Origin of the sequence: Oceanobacillus profundus (assembly GCF_003515705.1) — a bacterium.
Lineage (GTDB): Bacteria > Bacillota > Bacilli > Bacillales > Amphibacillaceae > Oceanobacillus > Oceanobacillus profundus.
The window spans coordinates 239022-262059 of sequence record NZ_QWEH01000001.1 but is presented as its reverse complement, the minus strand read 5'-3'; the positions used below and the strand labels follow the sequence as shown (position 1 = coordinate 262059).

The following is a 23038-nucleotide window of genomic DNA, read 5'->3' as shown; positions in this document are numbered from 1 at the left end:
GAGAATAACCATGGCATATGTATTGCAAGTCGATTTTAACATGAATGGACCATTTGGGGAAGAAATGGCAGAAGCATTTTCAGATTTAGCAAAAAGCATCAATGAAGAAGCTGGCTTCCTATGGAAAATCTGGACAGAGCGACCCGAAGCAAATGAAGCAGGCGGAATTTATGTTTTTGAAACAAAGGAAACAGCTGAAAGCTATCTGAATATGCATACAAAACGTTTAGCCAGCTTTGGCATCACAAATGTTAATGCCAAAACTTTTGCAATCAATTCCAAGCTTACTGCGATTACGAAGGGGCCGGTAAGCTAAACCATAGACCTGAATAAAAATTCTTTCAAATCAATACACCACATGAAAAATCTCTAAGTTGAATTTCATGTGGTGTATTTTTTATAGTTTTTAAATTAAATTGTACAGCAAAGTATGCTTTCCGATAAAATATGATATTCGCGGTATTTTAATATGGCCACACTTTGACCTGCAGCTGCTGCACCCCAAATTCTAATGCCTCATCTAAGTCTTCTATATAAACATCTAGCTTACCATTCGTTATTGCACTGCCACGGTCCTGACATACATACGTTTCATCCAATTCTGGAATATGTATTTTTGTTCCAAACGGAAGAGCCTGAGGGCACGCAATTGTATTTCCCTCTTCAACCATTGCCCCAGATGCTGTTATACCATAAGCTGGGTCATCTGGTTCTTTTCCAGTAGACTCATAGCCAGCCGTGTAAGCTGTAACGGTAAAAGGAAGCCCATTCTCATCTGGTATGTTAATCGCTTGCCCTGGCTGAACATGTTCAGGGTCCGTGATAGCAGCGTTTGCAGCAACTAACGTATCAAAATCTACTTGATAGTTTTGGGCAATCCGATACAAATTATCCCCTGACTTTACTTTGTAAACTTTCTCGGCAGAAGCTGCTTGCGAAAATAATCCAACTCCAATCATAAAAACTAGCATCGATATAATATATTTGATGATAAAACACCTCCATTAATATATATACTAGCTACCCTATTTTTGAATTTCAAAACCTAAAATACAAATAAAACTTAAAAATAAATTAGATTCTGACAAATATCCCTGCACTGTTTTAGAGTAACTTCAAATCTACTTTTCTAGTTTTTATTACGCCAATACGTTTCAAAAGAATAATTTAATTTTTACAAGAGGACTGCTTTATAACAACTATAAACGTGCCATTTTTACTTCCTAATGAATTAAAAATGGCTCCCCACCCAAATAGGAAGCCATTTTTTTAATACGTTCATTTCTTTTTTCTAATTCCAATAACACGCCCAACTTCTTTTGGGTTTTCTGCAGGTTTATGTTTAGTTGCAAGTTCTTCTATATGGTTAAAAATTTCTTCCGGAAACGGTGATGCTTTCCCCTCTTCCTGGTTAATTCCCATTAGCAATTGTTCACTCGTTGCAGCCCGTTTTCCATTTTCACCATACAGTTCAAAGAAAAGATGGATTCGTTTGATATCATAATCAATCACGTTTATAAAGACTTCAAACGATTCACCAAGCTTCATTTCATCTAGATAGCAAACGTGATTTTCCATTGTATAAATCGTATATTTGCTCTTCGCTAAGAAATCCTCGGTCATCCCAATAACGTTCATAAATTGATCGACACCCCGGCTGAATGCTCGAACATACTCCGCATCATTCATATGTCCATTATAGTCAATCCACGCCTCAGGTACTTTATCCTGAATCAATAATTTCGCTTTATTCAAGCGTCCTTGCCTCCTTTTAATCGTTCGAATGCCACCTACAATTTTCCTGATAACATTGATCCTGGCCAGTATTTTTCCAATAGCTGCTGGAGTTCAATTAAAAATTGATCTCTGCGATCTTCCAATTTATCCATTTCAACACCAGCCGTTTGTGTTTCACACCCTGTAATGACTTTGTCAGCTAATTCCTCTGTTAATTCTGGTGCTTCTAATTTCGTCCATGGTAATTTCAATGCCGGTCCGAATTGCTCCAATAAGTGACGCATTCCTTCTTTTCCACCGCCCATATGCAGTGTCATGAATGGTCCCATTAATGCCCACCTAAGTCCTGGTCCATATATAATGGAGGCGTCTACTTCATCTGTACTCGCTACCCCATCATTCACAATGTGAAGGGACTCGCGCCAGATTGCTTCCATTAAACGGTCCGCAATGTGTCCTTCAATTTCCTTACGAACAACAAGAGGCTTCATCTTTAAGGAATCATAGAAACTTCTTGCCTTCTCAATTGTATTTACATCCGTCTTTTCTCCGCCAACAAGTTCAACAAGTGGCATTAGGTAAACCGGGTTAAAGGGATGAGCGACAATGACACGCTCTGGATGGTTGTGACAATCCGCCTGTAAAATGCTTGGTAATATTCCAGATGTGCTGGAGGCGATGATTGCTTCCTTCTTCGCATACGTATCAATATCAGCAATGACTTTTCGTTTTAAATCCTCACGCTCTGGAACATTTTCCTGTACAAAGTCCGCATCTTTTAGTGCCTCTTCTAAATTCGAATGAAAGCTCAGCTTATCCGTTGAAGCATCTTTATGCAGTCCCATTTTCTCCATCCACGGCCATGCCCGCTCAACGGCAGCACGTGTTTTTTCTTCCGTCTTCGGATCTGGATCAAAAGCAGTTACATGGTAACCATTTGCTAAAAAGCGCGTAATCCACCCATTGCCAATTACGCCTGTACCGACAACCGTGATGTTTTGGATTGATCTATCATTTGTCATACAGCTAGGCTTCCTTTCCATATGGGTTCAGTAAATTGAGATGTTTTCGTGCTTCAGCTGGAGTCATCACATCGGAACCAAAGGACTGGACTATCTCAACAGCTTTATCAACAAGCTGTTCATTTGTTGCAAGCTGACCTTTCTTCAAATACAGGTTGTCTTCCAGACCTACACGAATATTCCCGCCTTGACGGATAGACTCTTCAACAATCGGCATTTGCATTCGGCCAATTCCAAAAGCTGCCCATTTCGCATTTTCTGGAATTCGACTTTTCATATATGCCATGGTTTCCGCATCTGCTGCCGCCCCCCACGGAATACCGAGACAGAACTGGAATATTGGATCCCCTTCAACTAAGCCTTCTTCAATTAATTGATTGGCAAAACGAACATGTCCTGTATCAAAACATTCTAATTCGGCTTTGACACCACTTTCTTTGACGAGTTTCGCCTGTTTCCTTAACCAGTCAGTTGGACTGATGTATAACATATCACCAAAGTTAATACTGCCACAGTCAAGGGTACACATTTCCGGCAAGAGTCTTCCTATCGGCTCATGACGTTCTTCAGGGGTTTGAATATCCGTTCCTTCTCCGCCTCTTGTAGGGTCTTCATCACTTGGGATCCAATCTCCACCTCCACCTGAGGTAAGGTTAATAATGACATCTGTCTCTGATGCACGAATTCGTTCGACAACTTCCTGAAATAGATTGACATCATGACTTAATTTTCCTGTTTTCGGATCACGCACATGTATATGCGCAATGGTAGCTCCTGCTTTCGCAGCTTTAATTGCCGAATCTGCAATCTCTTTTGGCGTTACTGGTACATAGGCACTTTTTGTAGTCGTATCTCCTGCACCTGTTACCGCACACGATAATATTACTTTTTTATTCACGCTTCATTCCCCCGTTCTTTTTTTGGCACATGTTTAAAGATTTCTCCGCTTTCAAAGAACTCCGTTACACGGTGGATCCAATCATAGTAATCCATCCATTCCTTCATTTCTTTTAGAAGTTCATTCAGGGCCAGTTCATCTTCTTCCGTCAATCCTGAAGTTGCTTGTAATTGATTCATTTGTTTCATCATTCTTTGTTCAAAAGAACTGCTGCGTTGAATAGCCTTTTTCCATGTAGAGGTAAACAGAAGAATGAATGTTTGATAATAATCCTCTTCCACCCGAAATAAATCTTTCCGAACTCCTTTTTTAAAGACGCGTTCCGCAATATTTAAATCAATCATTTCCCGGACTACCTGACTCATCCGTGTTTTACTCATCCCTGTTTCTTCTGATAGCTCATCAAGTGTCATTGGTTCCCTGTTCATGTATATAATTCCAAGCACACGTCCAATACTTGTGGAAACACCGAATGCATTCATATTGTCCGTTATTTTTTCAATGAATTGTGTTTTTACATCATCAATCCGTTCGTCATCATTCCTCAATGTCCTCACCCTTTTATGGCTTATTTCCATTTTAAAAATTGAAAACCTGGCATTCGCTTCGTCTTTGATAGAATGTCATCGTTGCATTTATGCTTAGGTAAGTTTTATACTTTCTTAACTGCCAAGAAAAGGATTGTATTACCTTGTCATTGGCAAGACCAATTTTGATGCTTTGTCTCCACCTTGATAAATATATTCCACTGCAGATTTCCCTTCAGTGTGTGTCTTTGTTGTTGTTCCGTTATTTAAGTTAATATCATATAGTGGCGCATTGCTTGCTGCTATATCCAGACGTATGCGATGGCCTTTTTTCAAGGTATATGCGGTGGAACCTATTTCAACTTCCAAACAAACTGGATGATTCTCTTTTTCTACCCTTTTTCTATGAAATGAATCGATGATATTATACGAACGTCCTTGGCTATCAACTTCTGACAGCCTTAGGGATATATCCAAAAGCTCAGATGGAGAAGATGCCCAAATACTCGCTTTAATTGAACCTAGCAATGGAAGATCTTCCTCAAGCTCCATACTCGTATAGACAAGAACATCTTCTCGATCTTGTATATCGCTCATATCAAACATCCCGGAAGCGTGTCCCGCAATAAGCGTCCCCCCACCACGAGTAGGAACTGGGTGATTCGGGTCTAGTTTTAAAGCACTTTTGGTTTCCGTAGTGTCAGGTTGATACGTTAGCTTTCCATCTCCATTTCGGCTTTGTGACATCCCTTGACTCTGGAGGTATACTTCCCTTGACTTTACACCAGTTTGAATCGGCCATTCCTCAAAGGTTTCCCAACGATCCTGCCCCATCAAATAAAGGTGGACAGGTTTCTCGAAAGGCATTGGCATTGGCTTCTCCTTCAACCATTTATCAAACCATTTAATATGGATTTCTGTAGGATCTAATGATTTGTCAACGCCTATACTAGATGCTGCATGGTTAAAAAAACGCTCCCCACATCGACCTGTCATTTCTTCATGCGTCCACGGACCAATCCAGAGCATTTTTTTCCCTTTATAAGTTTGATAGGCTTCTAATGTTGGTGCCAATAATCCGTCAAACCAGCCGCCAATGAATAATGCTGGAATATCCACTTCACTTAGTTTTCCCTTTAGATTTACATGATCTTTAAATGTTTTGGCTAGTCTCCCCTGCATAAAATCAAAATAATACGAGCCCGGATCAAGGTCTTTGATTGGCTTCCATTCATCAGCAGGAGCATCAACTAACCACTCTGCCATATTCTCAAAATAATAATGAAATTTCCTCTTGTCAAAGTTCCCTTCCCTTTTCAGCTGATCCTCTAACATAGATCCTAAAACCCATGTTTCCAGTTTAGCTACTGGATGAGGTTCTCCTTCGCTTCCCAGAAAGCTTCCCATAAGATCTGCTCCCGTCATCACTGGAGCAATCGCCTTTAAGGAAGGTGGCCTTTCTACTGCTGCTGCAAACTGGGTATAGCCATGATAAGACATACCAAACAGTCCAACTTTTCCGTTTGAATATGGAAGCTTTGCCGCCCATTCTACTGCCTCATATCCATCACGTCTCTCATGTATGAATGGAAAAAAATCGCCTTCTGAGGCAAATCTCCCTCTTACGTCCTGAAGGATAACTACATAGCCTGCTTGCACCATCCGAGGCACTTCCAAATATTCGTCATAGTAACGTGGTGTTTCTTTATCATATGGCAACCGAATCATTAACACCGGATAGCTTTCTTCATCATCCGGATGATACACATCAGACCGAAGAACTGTTCCATCAGCTAATGAACACGGAACATTTTTTTCAACTCTAATTCCGATTTCTCCCAAGACAATCACCTCTAATGATAGATTAAGAAGCAAACTCTATTTTTTTACCTTTTATGCTGCGCTCGATTTTGAAGACTTTATTGGTTGAAGTTTCCGTTCAATCCAACCCATAATTAAATCAGCGATAATGGCCATCAATGCTGTAGGAATTGCACCAGCTAGAATAATAGCTGTTCCATCCGTTGCATTCGTTCCCGTGAGGATGATGGACCCTAAGCCTCCTGCTCCGACAAATGCACCAATTGCAGCAATTCCAATCCCAATAACAAGCGCTGTCCGTAACCCTGCCATAATGACACTAATTGCAAGAGGAAGCTCGACCATTCGTAATAGTTGAAACCGAGTCATCCCAGAAGCAAAGCCTGCTTCAATAACCGTTTTATCAACATCCTTCATCCCGACATAGGTGTTTTGCACAATCGGCAGTATTGAATACAGCATTAATGTAACAATTACCGTATTGGTGCCAAGTCCCATGACAATCATAATGACAGCCATCGCTCCTAAGGCAGGAATCGTTTGAATAATACTTCCAAGTGCCAGTACCCAGCTACTCAATTTCCCGTACTTTGCAATAAGGATACCTAAAGGAATCGAAATAATTGCGGCAAATAGAACACCATACGCTGCCATTAGAAAATGTCTGTAAAACTGCACCCATATATACCCACCATTTTGGGTCACATATTGCACCAATTGTTCCAATGTATTCATATTACTTCTCCCCTTTCTCCATATCCTCAAAGAAGTTATTGGCTTCTAGAAATTCCATGGCAACTTTTTGCGGACTCATTAGTTGAACATCCGCTTTATAATTTAATTCCTGCATCGTTTCTGTAGAAATTTGTCCATGCAAACGTTCTGTAATTGCTGCAATCTCTGGGTAATTCTCCAAAGTCTCATTATCAATTACGGCAGAAGCATCATATGGCGGGAAGAATCGCAGATCATCCTCAAGAACTTTTAAATCAAATTCCTTAATTCTCCCGTCTGAAGAATAAGCCAGCACAACATCCATATGACCAGTAGCTGCCGCCTGATACACAAGACCAATATTCATTGGGAAAACATGACCAAACGAAAAATAGGTTTCCTGAAACCCATCATATCCATCCCCTTTGCGATTGACCCATGCATTATCTACGCCAAAACGCAGGTCATCCGCGAAAGGTTCGAGATCAGAAATGGTTTCAATGTTATGTTCCTCGGCAAATTCTGTTGTCACAGCAACAGAATAGCTGTTTTCAAAACCATAAGGCGCTGCCCATGTTTCATTAAATTGGTCCTGAAATTCCTTTGTTACAATGTCCAGCGCTTTCTCTGGATCGGTAATCGGGTCCATGCCAAGTGCGCCAGATAGGTCTGTTCCCGTATAACGTGTACTTGTTATATCAAGGTCGCCTCTTAACATCCCTTGGTGTTGAACAATCGATGATCCAAGATGTGTCACAAGTTCGGTACTGGCATCTGTTTCCCGTTCAATCATAATCGATAACAGTTCAGCTAAAATTTGTGATTCAGATGTACCTAGGGCACCTATTTTTATCGTCTCTTTTGTCGTACTTGCAAGGCCTGGCAAGGAACAGCCTGCAAGCACCACAAGCAAAAGCAAAACCATACTTCCTTTAAGTAATGTTTTTTTCAACATGTTCACCTCCAAGCTTATACTGTTTCATACGAATCCTTCAGCCCCTCTGGCGTCATTCGATTTTCTAAATTGGCCAGCAAGCGATCTGCAATTAAAGCAAGAATAGTCGCTGGTACTGTACCTGCAATAATTAAGGAAGGCTGATAAAGGTTTAAGCCATCAAAGATAAAGTCGCCAAGACCGCCACCACCGATAAATGCTGCCAATGTTGCCCAACCGATCAAATAAACCGTTGATAGACGAACACCAGCCATAATTACTGGAAGTGCCATTGGAAATTCTACTTTTATAATCGATTGCAAAGCACTCATTCCCATGCCCTTCCCAGCTTCAACAACCCCAGGATTAACATCCCGAATACCGATGTACGTATTACGTAAAATTGGTAGTAACGAATAGAAAAACAATGCAATAATGGCAGGTAGTTTTCCAACACCTAAAATCGGTATAAAAAATGCAAGGATCGCAAGACTTGGAATGGTTTGCAGAATACCAACAAACGAAATAAATCGATCAGCGAAGTTTGGTGCTCTAGAAAGCAGGATCCCAAGGGGTATCGCAACTAACACTCCAAGTAAGATGGCTGCAACAGAAATATACAAATGTTCCCATGATTTAATTATTAGTTCATTCCCATGTGTAGCAAAAAAATCCATCATCTACTCCAACCTCCTACTCTGCATGTGCTACGATTTCTTCAAATTCTGTTCCATCGCCCCAAATCGTGTCATAAACGAGGGTTGCAAGTGTTGCGCGTGTGACAATTCCCACTAAACGGTGACCTTCGTCCACAATAGGAACATACTGTGCTCCTCGTCTGAGTATCTTGTGAATTGCATCACGTAATAGACTGTCCTGAGATACAGAATAAATGTCCGTTTCCATTACTTCCTCCACAGTACTTGCCTTTTTGTAATTGTTGTTAATGGATTCAATATCTAAAAATCCTCTTAAAACATTATCTGAATCCGTAATAAGGAGGGAATCAACTCGTTCATCTCGCATTTTTGTAATGGCGGCTTTTAAAGTGGTACCGATTTTTACGGTAATTGGAGTACTGTTCATAATTTGCCCGACCGTCGTAACATCAGGCCGACCTTGAATTAAACGATCTTTTCCAAGGAATTCTTCCACAAATTCATTTGCTGGATTTCTGAGAATCTCCTCTGGTGTATCAACCTGAACAATCTCTCCATCTTTCATAATAACAATCCGATCGCCAAGCTTTAATGCCTCGTCCATATCATGTGTGACAAAAACAATGGTTTTATTTAATTCTCTTTGCAACTTTTTAAATTCTTCTTGTAAGGCATCCCTTGTAATCGGATCAAGCGCTCCAAACGGCTCATCCATTAATATCAATGGGGGATTCGCAGCAAGCGCACGTAATACACCAATTCGCTGTTGTTGCCCTCCACTTAATTCATGTGGATATTTATCAAGATATTCTTCAGGTAAATTTACTAGCTTGATTAGCTCACGTGCACGTTCATCTTTTTTCTCTTTTCTCCATTTGAGTAAAGTACCTACAAGCACAATATTTTCTCTAATTGTCATATGTGGCATCAATCCAATTTGCTGAATCACATACCCTATGGACCTACGCAGTTCGACAGGGTCCTGCTCCTTTATATTTTTACCATCAACCAAAATGGCTCCTTCCGTTACGTCAATTAAACGGTTTACCATTTTCATTGTTGTGGTTTTACCACAGCCGCTTGGACCGATAAAACAAACAAATTCGCCCTTTTCAATTGTTAAATTCAAATTGTTAACAGCTGGCTTACCATTACCATATCGCTTTGTAACATCATGAAACTCTAACATTTTTTAAAGCACCTCCGTGTTGAATACTATATAAGTATAGGGAAATAAAGAAATAATAGAAAACAGCATATAAGTCCATACAGAACGAAAAATCTATACAATTTTTATTTTACAAAGTTTATAAAGCGACTATCTTAATAATTCTCCGTATTTCTAGCTATTGCGTTTGTTTACTATTTTTTAAATATTTTGTTATATTTAAATATAGCAGGATACAATCGAATTAAAGTAAAAAAAGCCTCCTATTGATGTTCAAATATACCTCGAACAATCAGGAGACTTTTCTATATTTAAAAAATAATTCAATCAAAAACAGCTTATCCAAATCTTCCAGATATATAGTCTTCCGTTCTGCTATCTGCCGGATTTGTGAAAATCGTATTTGTTTCGTCGAATTCAATAACCTCTCCATTAAGGAAGAATGCCGTTTTATCCGAAATACGTGCTGCTTGCTGCATATTATGGGTAACAATAATAATTGAGTATTCTTTTTTAAGCTCTTGTACCAATTCTTCAATTCGTAACGTTGACTTTGGATCAAGTGCTGACGTAGGCTCGTCCATTAAAATAACTTCTGGTTCGATTGCTAAACAACGCGCGATACATAAACGTTGCTGCTGACCACCTGATAGACCGTATGCATTTTCATTGAGACGATCCTTTACTTCGTCCCAAATATACGCTCCGCGCAGACTGCGCTCAACAATTTCATCCAACACTTTTTTATTACGAATCCCGTGAATTTTAGGTCCATAAACGATGTTTTCATAAATTGATTTCGGGAAAGGATTTGGCTTTTGGAATACCATTCCTACCTTTGTTCTCAAATCCTCTACTTTAAACGAACGTTCAAGGATATTTTTCCCTTTATACGTTATCTCTCCTGTCGTCCGTACACCTGGAACAAGCTCAACCATCCGATTTAACGTTTTAATGTAGGTTGATTTCCCACAACCAGATGGTCCAATAATCGCTGTTACTTCCTTTTCACGGAAAGATAAATTAACATCTTTTAATGCGTGTGTATCGGTATACCAAAGGTTTAATTCCTTTGTATCATAAACCACTTTACCTTCGGATTCAGGCTCTTTAGAAGCAACTGCTTCTGGATTAATTTTAACCGTTCTTTTACTTTTCACTGATGATGGACTCATCATTTTCAACTCCTTTAAATCTAGGTTAAGCGTGTCATATCAAATAAAATAACCGTTAATATCGTTGTTGGAACTTATTTCGAATGAAAATAGCTACCGAATTTAATATGAACAATAATACCAATAGAACGATAATAGTTGCTGCAGCTAAATAGGCATATTCCTTAACCAATGAAGAATCAAGCGTCCAATAATAAATTTGCATTGGTAATGCTGTAAATGTATCAAACACACCTTCTGGGAATGGGAGAAGAAATGCCGGAATTCCTAATACAGTTAATGGTGCTGTTTCTCCAATTGCACGGGATAGTGACAAAATAGCACCAGTAAGGATACTTGGTATAGAAGCAGGCAATATGACATTTTTAATGGTTTGCCACTTTGTTGCTCCCATTCCATAAGATGCTTCTGCTAAATACTTCGGTACTGCACGAATTGCCTCCTGTGAAGAAACAATCAAAATTGGTAAAACCAGTAGGGATAACGTGAGACCACCAGCTAACACTGCATTTCCTAAGCCCATAGCTCTTGAAAAAATCGTTAATCCCAGTAGACCATACACAATAGACGGTACCCCAGCTAAGTTTGAAATATTCGTCTGAATAAAGGATTGAATCCTTCCTTTTTTTGCATAGAGCTCTAGATAAATTGCAGAGCCAACACCGATGATTAATGTAACTGGTATGACGACAATCATTAGCCATACTGTCCCAAGAATGGCACCCATAATTCCTGCACGATCAGCACTTGTTGATAGTCTTCCTGTGATAAAATCCCAATCCAACCAGGCTGCACCTTGTGTAATGACTCGTACGAGTAAAATAGCTAATACAGCAAGACCGAATAATGTCGCTAGTAAAAAGACTATTTTTAAAAGATTATTCTTCTGAATACGTGCATGCATTCTTTTTTCCATTTTCTTTGTATTTACTTGGTTCATTTTTAATATTCCTCCCTAAACTTACGAGAGACATATCTTGCAAGTAGATTCATGATAAGCGTAAAAACAAACAGCGTTAATGCAACAGCGTATAAGCTGTAATATATAGTCGTTCCAGCAGCCGCTTCACCACCAGAAACTTCAACAATATATGCAGTCATCGTCTGCATAGATTGAGTAATGTCAAAAGTAAAGTTTTTGGAGCTACCACTCGCAATGGTTACGATCATCGTTTCACCAATTGCACGTGATATTCCAAGCACAAAGGATGCAATAATTCCAGAAAATGCAGCCGGAATTACTACTTTAAATGTTGTTTCAAGTTTTGTAGCCCCCATGGCTAAAGAACCTTCACGCATCGCATTAGGGACAGAAGTCATTGCATCTTCTGATAAGGATGCAATCATTGGTATAATCATAATCCCCATCACAATTCCTGGACTAAGGATATTTGTTGCTCCTACTTCGGGAAAAATCGAACGAATGATTGGTGTTACAAAGGTAAACGCAAAAAAACCGTACACAATAGTTGGAATACCAGCAAGAACTTCTAGTAAAGGTTTTAATATTCTACGTACTTTATCTGATGCATACTCACTTAAATAAACAGCTGACATAATACCAATTGGACCAGCTACAAGCATCGCAATTAGTGATGAAATAATCGTCCCATTTATAAGTGGCAGCACACCGAATTCAGGATTTTGACTAAGTGGCTTGAGTACAGTTCCAGTGAAAAATTCCCAGATTGGAACAATTTTAAAAAACTCAATTGCCTCGGATAATAGAGTATAAATAATTCCAATAGTAGTTAGAATTGAAATGCTAGCTATAATAAATAAAATCGTTGGAATTAATTTTTCTGTTATATTAGAGATACTTCTCGAACTTCTTTTTTCTTCAATCATTTCTCTAACATTCACAGCGTTCTGTTTATGATTACCGCTGTTTGTCGGCATTACCTCGTGCACTCCTTCCAGCGCTTACGCTTATAGCTCACAATAAGATGAGAGCTTGATTCTGCCCTCATCTTATTTAGAGTCATATGTCAAATTTTGATATAGGTGTTTTGCTTAAAATAGTGCCTCTATCGCGTTTATTGTAGCGCTTCTAAAGCTTCTAATTGTGATTGGATCTCATCTTCTGGAAGTGGAGCGAATCCTGTTTCACCAGCAAAATCATTTGTGCTTTCCAATACATAACGTGCATAATCTGCTACTTGTGGTTTTTCTGCTGCCATGTTCGGATTTAAATATGTGAATACCGGACGTGTGTAATCAGCATATGGACCACTCTCACCGATTGTGTCAAGAGATGGTGTTACTGCACCTTCGCCAAAGTCGATTCCAACTGCTTGTAAGCTATCTTGGTTGCTAGCATAGTATCCAAATCCAAAGAATCCAATTGCATTTGTATCTTCAGAAACTAATGTAACTAGTGTTGAATAATCTTGTTGAAGATCAATGTCACCTACTAGATCTTGTTCCTCAAGAATGCTTTCATAAAAGAATTCATATGTTCCATGGTTTTCATTTGGTCCATACGTGTTAATTTTCTCATCTGGCCAATCTGAATTAATATCAGACCAGTTTGTATATTCTCCAAGGAAAATACCTTGTACTTCCTCAGCAGTTAATTCAGTTGCAAAATCATTATCTGGGTGTACAACAATTGTTAATCCGTCTAATGCAAGTTTCATTTCGAATGGTTCAAAACCAAGCTCTTCTGCTTTCGCTTGCTCTTCTTCTTTAATTAGACGGGAAGCATCGTTGAAATCTGTTCCGTCTTCTGCTAAAAACCTATCAAATCCAGCACCTGTACCGGCACGGCTAACTTCAACAGATACGCCTTGCTGTTCATTTACCATATATTCTTCAGCAATTCTTTGCATTAATGGATAAACTGTTCCAGAACCATCAATTACTACACTGCCTTCTAATTCAGCTGCATCATCAGATCCTTCTGTTTCTCCTGAAGAGTTATCTGTTTCTTCTGTGTTACCTTCATCTGTTTCTCCTCCACAAGCTACAAGCACAACTGCTAATGCTGCAACAAGTAGAAACATTAGGTACTTTTTGAACTTCATAGTAAAATTGTCCTCCCCTGAATGAATGCTTTATTTTTGTGAGGCTTTTTGCCCTCAGTTGCTAGTATAAGGTGTGAATGTTAAGGAAGTATGAGCCAAATGTAAAGGTTATGTAAATTTAAAGATATTGTCGTAAAGCATATTTGGAATAGACATAAGTTGAGCTCTAGCTTTGATAACCTACAGAATTCGATTATAGGTACTATTCCAATTGTAAATATCTTAATTATCATCTACATACTTGGTAAGCAAATGCGGATCCGATATAACTGATCCGCATTTGCTTTATTCTTTATCCGTCACATATTCATTTGGAGCTCCTCCACCTTTGGAGTTACTATTCTTATATGGGCTCTTACGTCCGTTACGATGCTCACCGGAATTTTCATTTTCCTTGAATTGATTGTTGTGTTTCTTTCCGTGATTACTCATGACCCCACCTCCTCTTACCAATAGTAAATTTAGTGTTTGCTAGGATGGAGGATTTATGCGCTTCTCCCATAAAGAATTATTTCCTACTTAGAGCTTGTTATTACGATAGAAAAAAGAATTGCTAAATGGTTGATCAACCATTTAGCAATTCTTTTTCTGCTTTCTTATATTAATTCATTTGAGAGTCTGCCTATTTTTTCAATCTCAATTACGATTTCATCACCTGTTTTTAACCATTCTCTTTCACTTTCTTCATACCCCATAATCACACCATCCGGAGTACCAGTTAAAATAACATCCCCTGGATAAAGTGTCATATGCTTTGAGAGATAGCTAATAATTTCATCACAAGGGAATATCATTTGTGCCGTATTTCCATCTTGTCTTCGTTCCTTATTCACGTATGTTCTAACAGATAGATCTTTTACATCAGCAACTTCATCTGCAGTTACCAGGTATGGACCAATTGGACAGAATTGATCACTTGTTTTTCCTAATAACCATTGGGGACTTTGAAATTGAAGATCTCGCGCCGAAAAGTCATTCGCAATTGTATAACCGTAGATATACGACATGGCATCTTCTTTTGAGACATCCTTCGCCTCTTTCGCAATTACGATGGCTAATTCCCCTTCATAATCAAACTCCTTTGCATTTTTAGGAAGATTAATCTTAGCACGATGCCCACAAAGTGCATTGTTAAATTTACTAAAAACAATAGGTTTTTCCGGTAATGACATGTTTGATTCCTCTGCATGCTTTTTATAGTTCAACCCAATACAAAGGATTTTTTGTGGGTCTGTAACACTTGGACCATATTCTATATCACTATCCTCAGCCAAAAACAAGTTGGATCGATTAGAAGAAAGAGCAACTTCAATAACCTGTTCCAGATCATTACGGGCTTTTGCTCCACCTTCGATTAGTTCTGTAATGGATAAAGGGTATGTTGCATGCTCTAGTTGATTGGAGAATACCCCTACAGCATATTCAATATCAAGTATACCCTTATCCGTAACAACGCCTAATTTCTGCATAGAATCGTTTACGAACGTAATTGTTTTCATCCTATATTATCTCCTTTCCACCTTTAATCAATAAGCTTCTTTAAGCAGTTTCATTAAGCTGTCTTTTCGAGGTACTCTCGGATTATTACGTATTAATCGTTCAATTGATAATGATTTATCAGCTATTTCCTCTAAATTAGCTTCTTTAATACCTAATTGGGAAAGTTTTGTAGGTAGCCCAATTTCTTCAAGCAGATTAAGAACGGCATCTGCGGCAGCATAAGCAAGTTCCGTAGTTGTTTTATCATCACGATCTAGATCAAATATTTTTGCGATTTTTACCATTTTATCTTTTGATGTTGCTACATTGTATCGCATGACATAAGCCATCAGTAGACCAGTTACTTCACCATGGGGAGAATTAACTAATCCACCGATTGGATAGGCAGCTGCATGTGCTAGAGCATTTCCTGCATTTGAGAAAGCAAGCCCAGCTAGTAAACTACCAAGCATCATATTGCCCCTGGCTTCTATATTACTTCCCTGTTGCACTGCAATCGTTAAGTTATTTACAATGAGCTCAATAGCCTTTTCTGCGAGTGCATCTGTGATCGGAAATGCCCCTTGGAATAAAATAGTCCCCTCTGCATCAATATGCTTAAAATCCTTTGCTGTATACGATTCAATTGCATGTGATAATGCATCAATTCCGGAACAAGCCGTTACATAAGGTGGCAAGCCTACAGTCAATTCAGGATCTAGTAAAGCTACTGCAGGTCGCAAATAATTATCCGAAATTCCAACTTTTATATTATTTTCTGTATCATTAACTACTGCAACAGAGGTTACTTCCGACCCCGTACCAGCAGTAGTAGGAATTGCAATTAATGGTGCAACTGGTCCTGGGACATTTCCTTCTTCAAAGTAATCCCTTGGATGTCCCCCATGTTCCATTAGTAAAGCAACAACCTTAGCTAAGTCAATACTACTCCCACCACCAAGTCCGATAATAACATCGGTCTCCATTTGCGACTTTGCGAACTCAAATGCTTCCATTACACTAGAAATCGGTGGTTCCGGCACAGCCTGGTCATATACAACCACTTCATAGTTATGTAATGCAAGTTGTTCCTTAACTTTCTTGAGAATCCCAGCTTGAACAATTCCTTGGTCTGTAATCAAAAAGACATTCTTAGCTTCAAATCGCTTTAACAGTTTATCTAGATTGTGAATAGAGCCATTCCCAAAAACAATATTTTGCGTGGAAAAATATTCCCAAACATTTCTAGTCATTTTACGACATCCTTTCTGTTACAAGTGCATTGTAATTACTTTTTCTTCCGTCATCTCTTCAACCGCGTGACGTGGGCCCTCTTTACCAACTCCACTGTCTTTAACTCCTCCATATGGTAGGATGTCTGCTCGGAATGTCGAAACATCATTAATATTTACCCCACCAAACTCAAGCTCTTGAGCAGCTCTCATAGCCAAGTGAAGGTTTGAAGTAAAGATACCTGCCTGTAACCCAAACTTTGAATCATTTACGTTAGCAAACAATTCATCCAGATCCTCATAAGGGACAATACTAATAATCGGCGCAAATACTTCCTCACACATCACTTTCATATCTTCTTTAACATTCGTTAAGATAGTAGGCTTAAATAATGCATCTTCTCTTGTACCACCAGTAATTATAGTCGCTCCGGCATTCACAGCTTCCTGGACCCATTCTTCTGCTCGTTCAGCTTCTTTGACACTAATCATCGGTCCAATGTTAGTCGTTTCATTTTCTGGATTTCCGACGATAAATGATTCTGCTGTTGCTTTTGCCTGTTCTAACACTTCTTCATAAATCGCTCGGTGAACATACACGCGTTGTACGGAAATACATGCTTGCCCTGAGTTTGAATAACCTCTTGATACACAAAGATCAACCGCACGTTGTAGATCAGCAACATCATGGTGAATGATGTTTGGTGAATTATTCCCTAATTCAAGGGTTACTTTACGAATACCAGATTCACGCTTGATCACTCGACCAACAGCGGGACTCCCAGTAAATGTGTACATCGCAATTCGCTCATCCTTTAGAAGAACAGGTCCCGTTTCATGTCCAAATCCATTGACGACATTCAAAAAGCCTTTCGGCAATCCTGCTTCAAGTAAAACCTCAGCCATTTTAATTGCAGAAACTGGCGTCTTTTCAGCCGGTTTCAAAACTACCGTATTCCCAGCAGCTATGGCAGGTCCAATCTTGTGCGCAGTCAAATTAAATGGAAAATTGAAAGGAGTTATCGCACATATTAACCCAACAGGTACGCGTATCGAAAATGCCATTTTTGCATCATTACCTGGCTGCCCTTGGATTGGCAATCCTTGACCCGCTAGTCGTTTAGCTTCCTCAGCAGAAGCAATAAATGTTTGAATCCCACGTTCAACCTCTGCTCTGGCATCCGTAATTGTTTTACCAGCTTCGCTACATATAACACGTGCAATTTCCTCTTTCCTTTCTTCAAATAGCTGTGTAGCTCGCATTAAAATATCGTAACGATTCGTTGCCGATAGCTTCACTTTTTTAAAGGTTTCATATGCGTTTGTAATTGCGTTTGTAATTACTTCTTGACTCGATTTCGCTACCTTAGCATAGACTTCGTGTGTGTATTTATTTTCTACAATAAATGTATCTTCCGATTGGAGCCATTCACCATTAATTAAATTACCGTAAATATTTTCTGTTTGTGTAGTCAATTAAACCCCTCCTCATTTTGATTCATTAAATTCTTGAAAGTACCCGGATTCATTAAACTCCATAGGCGATGGTGTTCCGATAATCTCAATAGAATCCATTCGCTCTAGTTCTGGAACAAGTGCTTCTGAAACATACAATTCCTCCAAATGTAATGTGTTCGGAATCCTCATAAACCGAACCTTCTCTGGGTGTACATCCCAACCACATTTTATCGCTGTCTCAATAGCACCGCGATCACTTGGCAATACCATTGGAATACTTGCCCGCTTCAAAAAGCGACTTGTAATAACGTTTTCGTTCATTTTTTGCAGGTCAATTTTATTAAATAATCGTATAGTCGTTAAATCAGCCAAACCGATTCCCGTAGAATTTCCATGGGATTCTTCACTTAAATCGGAAACAATAATTTGCTGATAAGATGGTAATGTAGGCTCTTGCTCGTCATCAATTCGTACTCTACCAATCACATTCGTATCCATTCCAGATCCACTGTAATTTTTCCCCATTTTATCAACAAATAAAATATCCAACTGATCTATTGGTAGTCTTGGAAATAGCTTCTTGGATAGTACCAGTAATTGGGGCTCTCGCTCTGCAATTTTTTCTACCGGGATAACTTCAATTTCAGCTGTTTCTTCAAAAGCATTCTCTACAAGCCCAATTCCCATAAGAACCTTTCCACTTTTAAATATCTCCTCAGCAACACAAGGCATATGCTCTTTCAAACCGATGACGCCCCGTTCGTGAATCGCTAAAGCCTGTTTATGATTTCCGAGACCGATCGAAGCCATCTTCATTAATCCACTTTCAACCTTTGACGAAAAGTCTGTATGTGCTTTAATACGATTTATCAAAATGACACCATCAGAATGAAAAGCAATTTTATCCATATAAACCGGGACCCCTGCAGTAGTTTCCGCTAGTTTTACTACTTCCATTGTCGCCCGAATTGGGGCACCACAATAGGATTCAGTTACACCAAGACTCTTCAGCACCTCGATTTGTCCTTCTGCTTTGGCACCACCATGGCTACCCATCGCTGGCACAATAAAGGGCACTGCTCCCCGTTTTTTCACTTCCGTTACTGTTGCCCGAATAATTCGAGCTATATTAGCTATCCCACGACTTCCCGCAGTAATAGCAATTTCCATTCCAGGTCGTATTTTCATATCGATTGTCTGCTTACTGAACTCTGCTGTTATCTTTTTTTCAACATTTGATACAGATGGGCCGGTAAAATGCTGCTTTACTTTTACAATATTCGGTAGTTTCATTCAATCAGCTCCATACAAATCTTTTACTTCGCCTCGTTCGTAACCTGTAAAAAATCAGATAGATACGTAGTTGCTAGGCGCTCTAATTCCTGCTTCTTTTCTTCATTTAATGGACGTAAAGGTGCTAAGACCTCTGTAGAAATATCAATTCCACGCAATTTAATTGTTTCCTTAGCAACGTTCACAAATGGAGAATCTAATTTGTATAATGATAATAATGGTGCGAGCTTACGATGTAACTGAATCGCCTTCTCATAATTACCTACTTTAAATGCTTGATAAATACCCACGGATAGCTCTGGTGCAAAAGATGCTGTTAAAGGAATAGATCCATCTCCTCCAGTACAAAGCGTATTTAATAACTGGTCATCATATCCCGAAAAAACGGCAAAATCAGGTCTTTCACTTTTCACTTTCAATATGATTTCTCTTGTATGACCAATATCTTCCACAGTTTCCTTAATTCCAACAATATGTGGATACTTTTTTGCCAGCTTGTAAACCAATTCCGGAGTTAAATCTTGACCCGTTAATGTTGGAAAATTATACAATAGAATTGGTAAGTCAACAGCATCTGCAATTTGACAATAATGCTGATACAAACTTTCCTCACTTAATTTCCAATAATACGGATTTATAATCACTACACCATCTGCACCGATTTCCTTAGCATGTAGACTTAGCGCTATTGTTTCTTCGGTACTCGTTGATCCAGTCCCGATTAAAACAGGTATCCGTCCATTTACATAGTTCACACCAAATTTCGCCATTTGCCTCCTTAGATTGATTGGCATCTGACTAAACTCCCCACCAGTACCATTAAAGAAAAGACCATCGACTTTAGATTCAATTAGAAAATCGATCAATTTCCCCATTCCAGTTTCATCTATTTTCCCAGTTTCATATAAAATAGAAGGAATCGGTGGGATAATACCATGAAATCTTGTTTTCGCATGCATTGAAATCGCTCCCATTCATTTAATAGTTAAAGAAAAAATAAGCTTATTTGTGGAATAAATGTGATTAGTAACAAAGCAACTAAAAATGCAACAATAAAAGGTATTGCCCTTTTACCAATTTCCATAATAGATAAATTGGTTAGACCACTTGCTACAAACAGATTCATGCCAACTGGAGGAGTTACAAATCCAATTGCTAGTGCAACAATCATAATTACTCCAAAGTGTATCGGGTCAAATCCAACTGTTGTGACCACAGGCATAAAGATTGGCGTTAGAATTAAAATAGCTGCTAATGTTTCCATAAACATACCGACAATTAACAATATAAGTATAACGATCAGTATAATTAGAGCTGGGTTTTCCGTTAAGGATACCATGAATTCTGAAACAGATTGTGGCAAGCGTGCTAAGGTTAGTACTCTACCAAATACAGTCGCAGCCGATACAACAAATAATGCTGGGACGGTTACCTTCACCGACTCTATAATGATTGGTATGAAATTTTGCCGATGAATTGTTTTATAGATAAATATACTAACAATAAGTCCATATATAACAGCGACAACTGCTGCCTCTGTTGGCGTTACAATCCCACTATAAATACCACCTAAAATAATGACAGGAGTTAACAGAGCAAAGAATCCTCTAGAGAAAATTTTCAAAATGCCATCTTTTGTAATTTCATTGTAAACTTCATTAATTTTTTCCTTATCTTCACCTTTTCCACGGCAATAAAAATACGTATAGCCAATTAAACAAAGTGCGATAAGAATACCAGGAAGAATACCAGCGATAAATAAGTCACCAACAGATTGACCAGCAGACATTCCAAATACAATAAATGGAATACTCGGTGGGATGATAACACCAAGCCCACCCGCTGTAGCAATCATAGCTGTACTAAAGCCTTTATCATAACCAAGCTTAATTAAAATTGGTATAACCATTGCTCCGACTGCTGCGACTGTAGCTGGACCCGACCCTGAAATTGCCCCAAAAAACAAACAGGTTAAAATTGCCGCCGCTGGGACTCCACCGGTTCTTTTTCCAACAAAGAAAATGAAGACATTAAATAATCGTTCTGACATCCCACCCTTTGCCATAATTGTTCCGGCAAAGATAAACAGTGGAATTGCTAGTAACGGATAACTATCTAAAGCAGTTGCCATACTACGCACGATATACTCAACGTTAATTGGAACATCTGTAAAAAAAGCGGCAAATACTGATGTAAGACCTAAAGAAACTCCAATTGGTATAGCAATTGCTAAAAAGATTATTAGTACGATGAAGATTACACCTGCACTCATAATGTTGTTTCCTCCCTTTCCACTTCAATCCCTTTAAATCGCTTTATATTATTCTGGATTAATCGAACCATCGTGAAAGCAAATCCTACTGGTACGGATAAATACACAACAGCTAAAGGAATGGAGAGACTTGGACTAGTTTGCATTGTCCCCAGGAAAGTATTAAATACATTGATGCCAGCAATTAGCACGACTATACTAAATGCAAAAAAGAATATGTCACCGACTAATTCAAAAAAACGAGCCAACTTTTTCGGGAGATAGTTCAAAATAATATCTACCCTTAAATGCGAATTATTTTTCACCGCGTAGCTCACACCAATAAAGGTAAACCATATGAAAATGTAACGACTGAGCTCTTCCGGCCATGCTAGTGAATTGTTCATTACATATCTCATAAAAACTTGAAGACCCATAATAAATACAAAACTCAGCATGGACAACCCTAATAAAAGCTCTTCCAAATGTTTATTAAGCCAAGATATGTACCTCATTATTATTCACCTCTCCTAATGAATCGTTACCCAAGGCAACACTCTTCATGAAAACAAATTGATGAGCGTTACCTTAAGTAACTTCCTGTCTAAGTAAGTTTCTCTATTGCTGTACAGATTCAAGCAATGTATTTAACAATTCTTCATCAACTTCTTGACTTATCTGATCCAGCACGTTCGATACAGATTCTTGAAAAGTTGCTAATTGGTCTGGTGTAATTTCAACAAATTCAACATCAGCATTTGTCATAATTTCTTTATATTCAGCTTCCTTGTCATCAATAAATTCATTTCCTACAACAACCGCCTCAGCCATTACCTCTTCAACAAGAATTTGCAGATCTTCTGGCAGAGTATCAAAAAACTGTTGATTCATAATGATTTGAATCGCTTGCAGGATATGATTCGTTTCTGTTAAGTAATCCTGCTGCTCATAGAACCGTTGAGAAATAATCAATTCAAACGGATTTTCCTGACCATCCACTGTCCCTTGCTGTAATGCTGTATACACTTCATTAAATGGCAGTGGTGTAGGATTGGCTCCTAGCGTTCGCCACGTTTCCATATGGTACGGATTCTCCATTGTTCGTAAACGTACACCTTTTAGGTCACTGGGCGATTCCACTTTTACACCATTTGTTGTCAGTTGGCGGAACCCTTGATCATGTAAACCTAACAATTTAAATCCCTTTTCTTCTTGACTTTGTGCAAGTTGTTCAAAGAAAGGACTATCTACATGCATTGTCGCTCTAGCCGTTTCTTTATCTGGAAATAGAAACGGGATATCAAATACCGCAACATCATCTACAAAATTAACAGCAGGTGCCGTTGAATGAAGAGACATGGTTACATCACCAAGCTGAACACCTTCAATTAGTTCACGATCCGCCCCCAGCTGTGCACTTGGGTATATTTCAACTTTAATTCTACCTTCACTTTTTGCTTCGATTTCTGTTTTAAAATATTGAAATATCTCATTAAACGATGTTGTTTCTGCCGTAGAATGCGCAGCAATAATTGTATACGTTTCCATTTCATTTGTTGAAGCACTTGTGTTTGAACACCCAACTAATACAAGTGCTAAAAAACCAACGAGCAGCATAAATCGTAATTTCTTCATTCGCTATAC

General features: G+C 38.8%; 24 protein-coding genes. 1 reads left to right on the top strand and 23 read right to left on the bottom strand.

Annotated features, from left to right (window positions below):
* The first annotated feature begins 10 nt into the window (after window positions 1-10).
* Entirely contained in the window at window positions 11-316 is a 306-nt protein-coding gene (locus tag D1B32_RS01250) for a monooxygenase (protein WP_118888419.1), read from the top strand.
* 148 nt (window positions 317-464) lie between these two features.
* Here the strand turns inward: D1B32_RS01250 and D1B32_RS01245 are convergent, their stop codons facing one another.
* The 23 genes from D1B32_RS01245 to D1B32_RS01140 all read right to left on the bottom strand — a co-directional run bounded on the left by D1B32_RS01245 (window position 465) and on the right by D1B32_RS01140 (window position 23029).
* A complete protein-coding gene (locus D1B32_RS01245; protein WP_095314148.1) occupies window positions 465-959 on the bottom strand; it encodes a LysM peptidoglycan-binding domain-containing protein in 495 nt (164 codons plus the stop codon).
* Window positions 960-1278: 319 nt separating this feature from the next.
* Window positions 1279-1755: a thioesterase family protein gene (locus tag D1B32_RS01240; RefSeq protein ID WP_095314048.1), complete on the bottom strand. Its 477-nt coding sequence runs from the start codon at window positions 1753-1755 to the stop codon at window positions 1279-1281.
* A 35-nt stretch (window positions 1756-1790) separates the two neighbouring features.
* The gene (locus tag D1B32_RS01235; RefSeq protein WP_118888418.1) at window positions 1791-2759 is read right to left on the bottom strand and encodes a 3-hydroxyacyl-CoA dehydrogenase NAD-binding domain-containing protein; all 969 of its coding nucleotides are present in this window, start codon (window positions 2757-2759) and stop codon (window positions 1791-1793) included.
* 4 nt (window positions 2760-2763) lie between these two features.
* A complete protein-coding gene (locus D1B32_RS01230; RefSeq protein ID WP_118888417.1) occupies window positions 2764-3657 on the bottom strand; it encodes a beta-keto acid cleavage family enzyme in 894 nt (297 codons plus the stop codon).
* Window positions 3654-4205 carry a GbsR/MarR family transcriptional regulator gene (locus D1B32_RS01225; protein WP_118888416.1) on the bottom strand — a complete coding sequence of 184 codons (552 nt, stop codon included), beginning with the start codon at window positions 4203-4205 and terminating at the stop codon, window positions 3654-3656. Before D1B32_RS01225 ends, D1B32_RS01230 begins: the two co-directional genes overlap by 4 nt.
* Window positions 4206-4343: 138 nt before the next feature.
* Window positions 4344-6026 (bottom strand): CocE/NonD family hydrolase, encoded by a 1683-nt coding sequence (locus D1B32_RS01220; RefSeq protein WP_240033697.1) that lies wholly within the window; start codon window positions 6024-6026, stop codon window positions 4344-4346.
* Window positions 6027-6077: 51 nt separating this feature from the next.
* A complete protein-coding gene (locus D1B32_RS01215) occupies window positions 6078-6740 on the bottom strand; it encodes an ABC transporter permease (RefSeq protein ID WP_095314042.1) in 663 nt (220 codons plus the stop codon).
* Window position 6741: 1 nt separating this feature from the next.
* The gene (locus D1B32_RS01210; protein WP_392391085.1) at window positions 6742-7671 is read right to left on the bottom strand and encodes an osmoprotectant ABC transporter substrate-binding protein; all 930 of its coding nucleotides are present in this window, start codon (window positions 7669-7671) and stop codon (window positions 6742-6744) included.
* Window positions 7672-7688: 17 nt separating this feature from the next.
* The gene (locus D1B32_RS01205) at window positions 7689-8333 is read right to left on the bottom strand and encodes an ABC transporter permease (protein WP_095314038.1); all 645 of its coding nucleotides are present in this window, start codon (window positions 8331-8333) and stop codon (window positions 7689-7691) included.
* A gap of 13 nt (window positions 8334-8346) precedes the next feature.
* Window positions 8347-9501: a betaine/proline/choline family ABC transporter ATP-binding protein gene (locus tag D1B32_RS01200; RefSeq protein WP_118888414.1), complete on the bottom strand. Its 1155-nt coding sequence runs from the start codon at window positions 9499-9501 to the stop codon at window positions 8347-8349.
* A gap of 317 nt (window positions 9502-9818) precedes the next feature.
* Entirely contained in the window at window positions 9819-10655 is an 837-nt protein-coding gene (pstB, locus tag D1B32_RS01195; RefSeq protein WP_095314034.1) for a phosphate ABC transporter ATP-binding protein PstB, read from the bottom strand.
* Window positions 10656-10710: 55 nt separating this feature from the next.
* A complete protein-coding gene (gene pstA / locus D1B32_RS01190; protein ID WP_095314032.1) occupies window positions 10711-11595 on the bottom strand; it encodes a phosphate ABC transporter permease PstA in 885 nt (294 codons plus the stop codon).
* A gap of 2 nt (window positions 11596-11597) precedes the next feature.
* Window positions 11598-12554, bottom strand: a complete 957-nt coding sequence (gene pstC, locus D1B32_RS01185) for a phosphate ABC transporter permease subunit PstC (protein WP_095314030.1) — start codon at window positions 12552-12554, stop codon at window positions 11598-11600.
* A gap of 137 nt (window positions 12555-12691) precedes the next feature.
* Complete coding sequence (locus D1B32_RS01180; RefSeq protein ID WP_118888413.1) at window positions 12692-13681, bottom strand: PstS family phosphate ABC transporter substrate-binding protein; 990 nt, start codon at window positions 13679-13681, stop codon at window positions 12692-12694.
* Window positions 13682-13966: 285 nt separating this feature from the next.
* Complete coding sequence (locus tag D1B32_RS23965; protein WP_168927269.1) at window positions 13967-14113, bottom strand: hypothetical protein; 147 nt, start codon at window positions 14111-14113, stop codon at window positions 13967-13969.
* A gap of 164 nt (window positions 14114-14277) precedes the next feature.
* Window positions 14278-15180, bottom strand: coding sequence for a fumarylacetoacetate hydrolase family protein (locus D1B32_RS01175; RefSeq protein ID WP_118888412.1), 903 nt, complete (start codon window positions 15178-15180; stop codon window positions 14278-14280).
* 27 nt (window positions 15181-15207) lie between these two features.
* Window positions 15208-16413, bottom strand: a complete 1206-nt coding sequence (locus D1B32_RS01170; RefSeq protein WP_118888411.1) for a hydroxyacid-oxoacid transhydrogenase — start codon at window positions 16411-16413, stop codon at window positions 15208-15210.
* Between the two features lie 18 nt (window positions 16414-16431).
* Window positions 16432-17868, bottom strand: a complete 1437-nt coding sequence (locus D1B32_RS01165) for an aldehyde dehydrogenase family protein (RefSeq protein ID WP_118888410.1) — start codon at window positions 17866-17868, stop codon at window positions 16432-16434.
* A gap of 12 nt (window positions 17869-17880) precedes the next feature.
* Complete coding sequence (locus D1B32_RS01160; protein ID WP_118888409.1) at window positions 17881-19143, bottom strand: nickel pincer cofactor-dependent isomerase, group 22; 1263 nt, start codon at window positions 19141-19143, stop codon at window positions 17881-17883.
* 23 nt (window positions 19144-19166) lie between these two features.
* Window positions 19167-20102: a dihydrodipicolinate synthase family protein gene (locus D1B32_RS01155; protein WP_118888408.1), complete on the bottom strand. Its 936-nt coding sequence runs from the start codon at window positions 20100-20102 to the stop codon at window positions 19167-19169.
* Between the two features lie 26 nt (window positions 20103-20128).
* Window positions 20129-21415, bottom strand: coding sequence for a TRAP transporter large permease (locus D1B32_RS01150; protein WP_118888407.1), 1287 nt, complete (start codon window positions 21413-21415; stop codon window positions 20129-20131).
* Window positions 21412-21909, bottom strand: coding sequence for a TRAP transporter small permease (locus D1B32_RS01145; protein WP_118888406.1), 498 nt, complete (start codon window positions 21907-21909; stop codon window positions 21412-21414). The genes D1B32_RS01150 and D1B32_RS01145 overlap by 4 nt, the downstream gene beginning before the upstream one ends.
* 103 nt (window positions 21910-22012) lie before the next feature.
* Window positions 22013-23029, bottom strand: coding sequence for a TRAP transporter substrate-binding protein (locus tag D1B32_RS01140; protein ID WP_118888405.1), 1017 nt, complete (start codon window positions 23027-23029; stop codon window positions 22013-22015).
* Window positions 23030-23038 lie beyond the last annotated feature (9 nt).

Coding starts and splice junctions, on each gene's coding strand:
- D1B32_RS01250 (WP_118888419.1), top strand. CDS start 11: ATGGCATATGTATTGCAAGTCGATTTTAACATGAATGGACCATTTGGG.
- D1B32_RS01245 (WP_095314148.1), bottom strand. CDS start 959: ATGATTGGAGTTGGATTATTTTCGCAAGCAGCTTCTGCCGAGAAAGTT.
- D1B32_RS01235 (WP_118888418.1), bottom strand. CDS start 2,759: ATGACAAATGATAGATCAATCCAAAACATCACGGTTGTCGGTACAGGC.
- D1B32_RS01215 (WP_095314042.1), bottom strand. CDS start 6,740: ATGAATACATTGGAACAATTGGTGCAATATGTGACCCAAAATGGTGGG.
- D1B32_RS01205 (WP_095314038.1), bottom strand. CDS start 8,333: ATGATGGATTTTTTTGCTACACATGGGAATGAACTAATAATTAAATCA.
- D1B32_RS01200 (WP_118888414.1), bottom strand. CDS start 9,501: ATGTTAGAGTTTCATGATGTTACAAAGCGATATGGTAATGGTAAGCCA.
- pstB (WP_095314034.1), bottom strand. CDS start 10,655: ATGAGTCCATCATCAGTGAAAAGTAAAAGAACGGTTAAAATTAATCCA.
- pstA (WP_095314032.1), bottom strand. CDS start 11,595: ATGAACCAAGTAAATACAAAGAAAATGGAAAAAAGAATGCATGCACGT.
- pstC (WP_095314030.1), bottom strand. CDS start 12,554: ATGCCGACAAACAGCGGTAATCATAAACAGAACGCTGTGAATGTTAGA.
- D1B32_RS01180 (WP_118888413.1), bottom strand. CDS start 13,681: ATGAAGTTCAAAAAGTACCTAATGTTTCTACTTGTTGCAGCATTAGCA.
- D1B32_RS23965 (WP_168927269.1), bottom strand. CDS start 14,113: ATGAGTAATCACGGAAAGAAACACAACAATCAATTCAAGGAAAATGAA.
- D1B32_RS01175 (WP_118888412.1), bottom strand. CDS start 15,180: ATGAAAACAATTACGTTCGTAAACGATTCTATGCAGAAATTAGGCGTT.
- D1B32_RS01170 (WP_118888411.1), bottom strand. CDS start 16,413: ATGACTAGAAATGTTTGGGAATATTTTTCCACGCAAAATATTGTTTTT.
- D1B32_RS01160 (WP_118888409.1), bottom strand. CDS start 19,143: ATGAAACTACCGAATATTGTAAAAGTAAAGCAGCATTTTACCGGCCCA.
- D1B32_RS01155 (WP_118888408.1), bottom strand. CDS start 20,102: ATGCATGCGAAAACAAGATTTCATGGTATTATCCCACCGATTCCTTCT.
- D1B32_RS01150 (WP_118888407.1), bottom strand. CDS start 21,415: ATGAGTGCAGGTGTAATCTTCATCGTACTAATAATCTTTTTAGCAATT.
- D1B32_RS01145 (WP_118888406.1), bottom strand. CDS start 21,909: ATGAGGTACATATCTTGGCTTAATAAACATTTGGAAGAGCTTTTATTA.
- D1B32_RS01140 (WP_118888405.1), bottom strand. CDS start 23,029: ATGAAGAAATTACGATTTATGCTGCTCGTTGGTTTTTTAGCACTTGTA.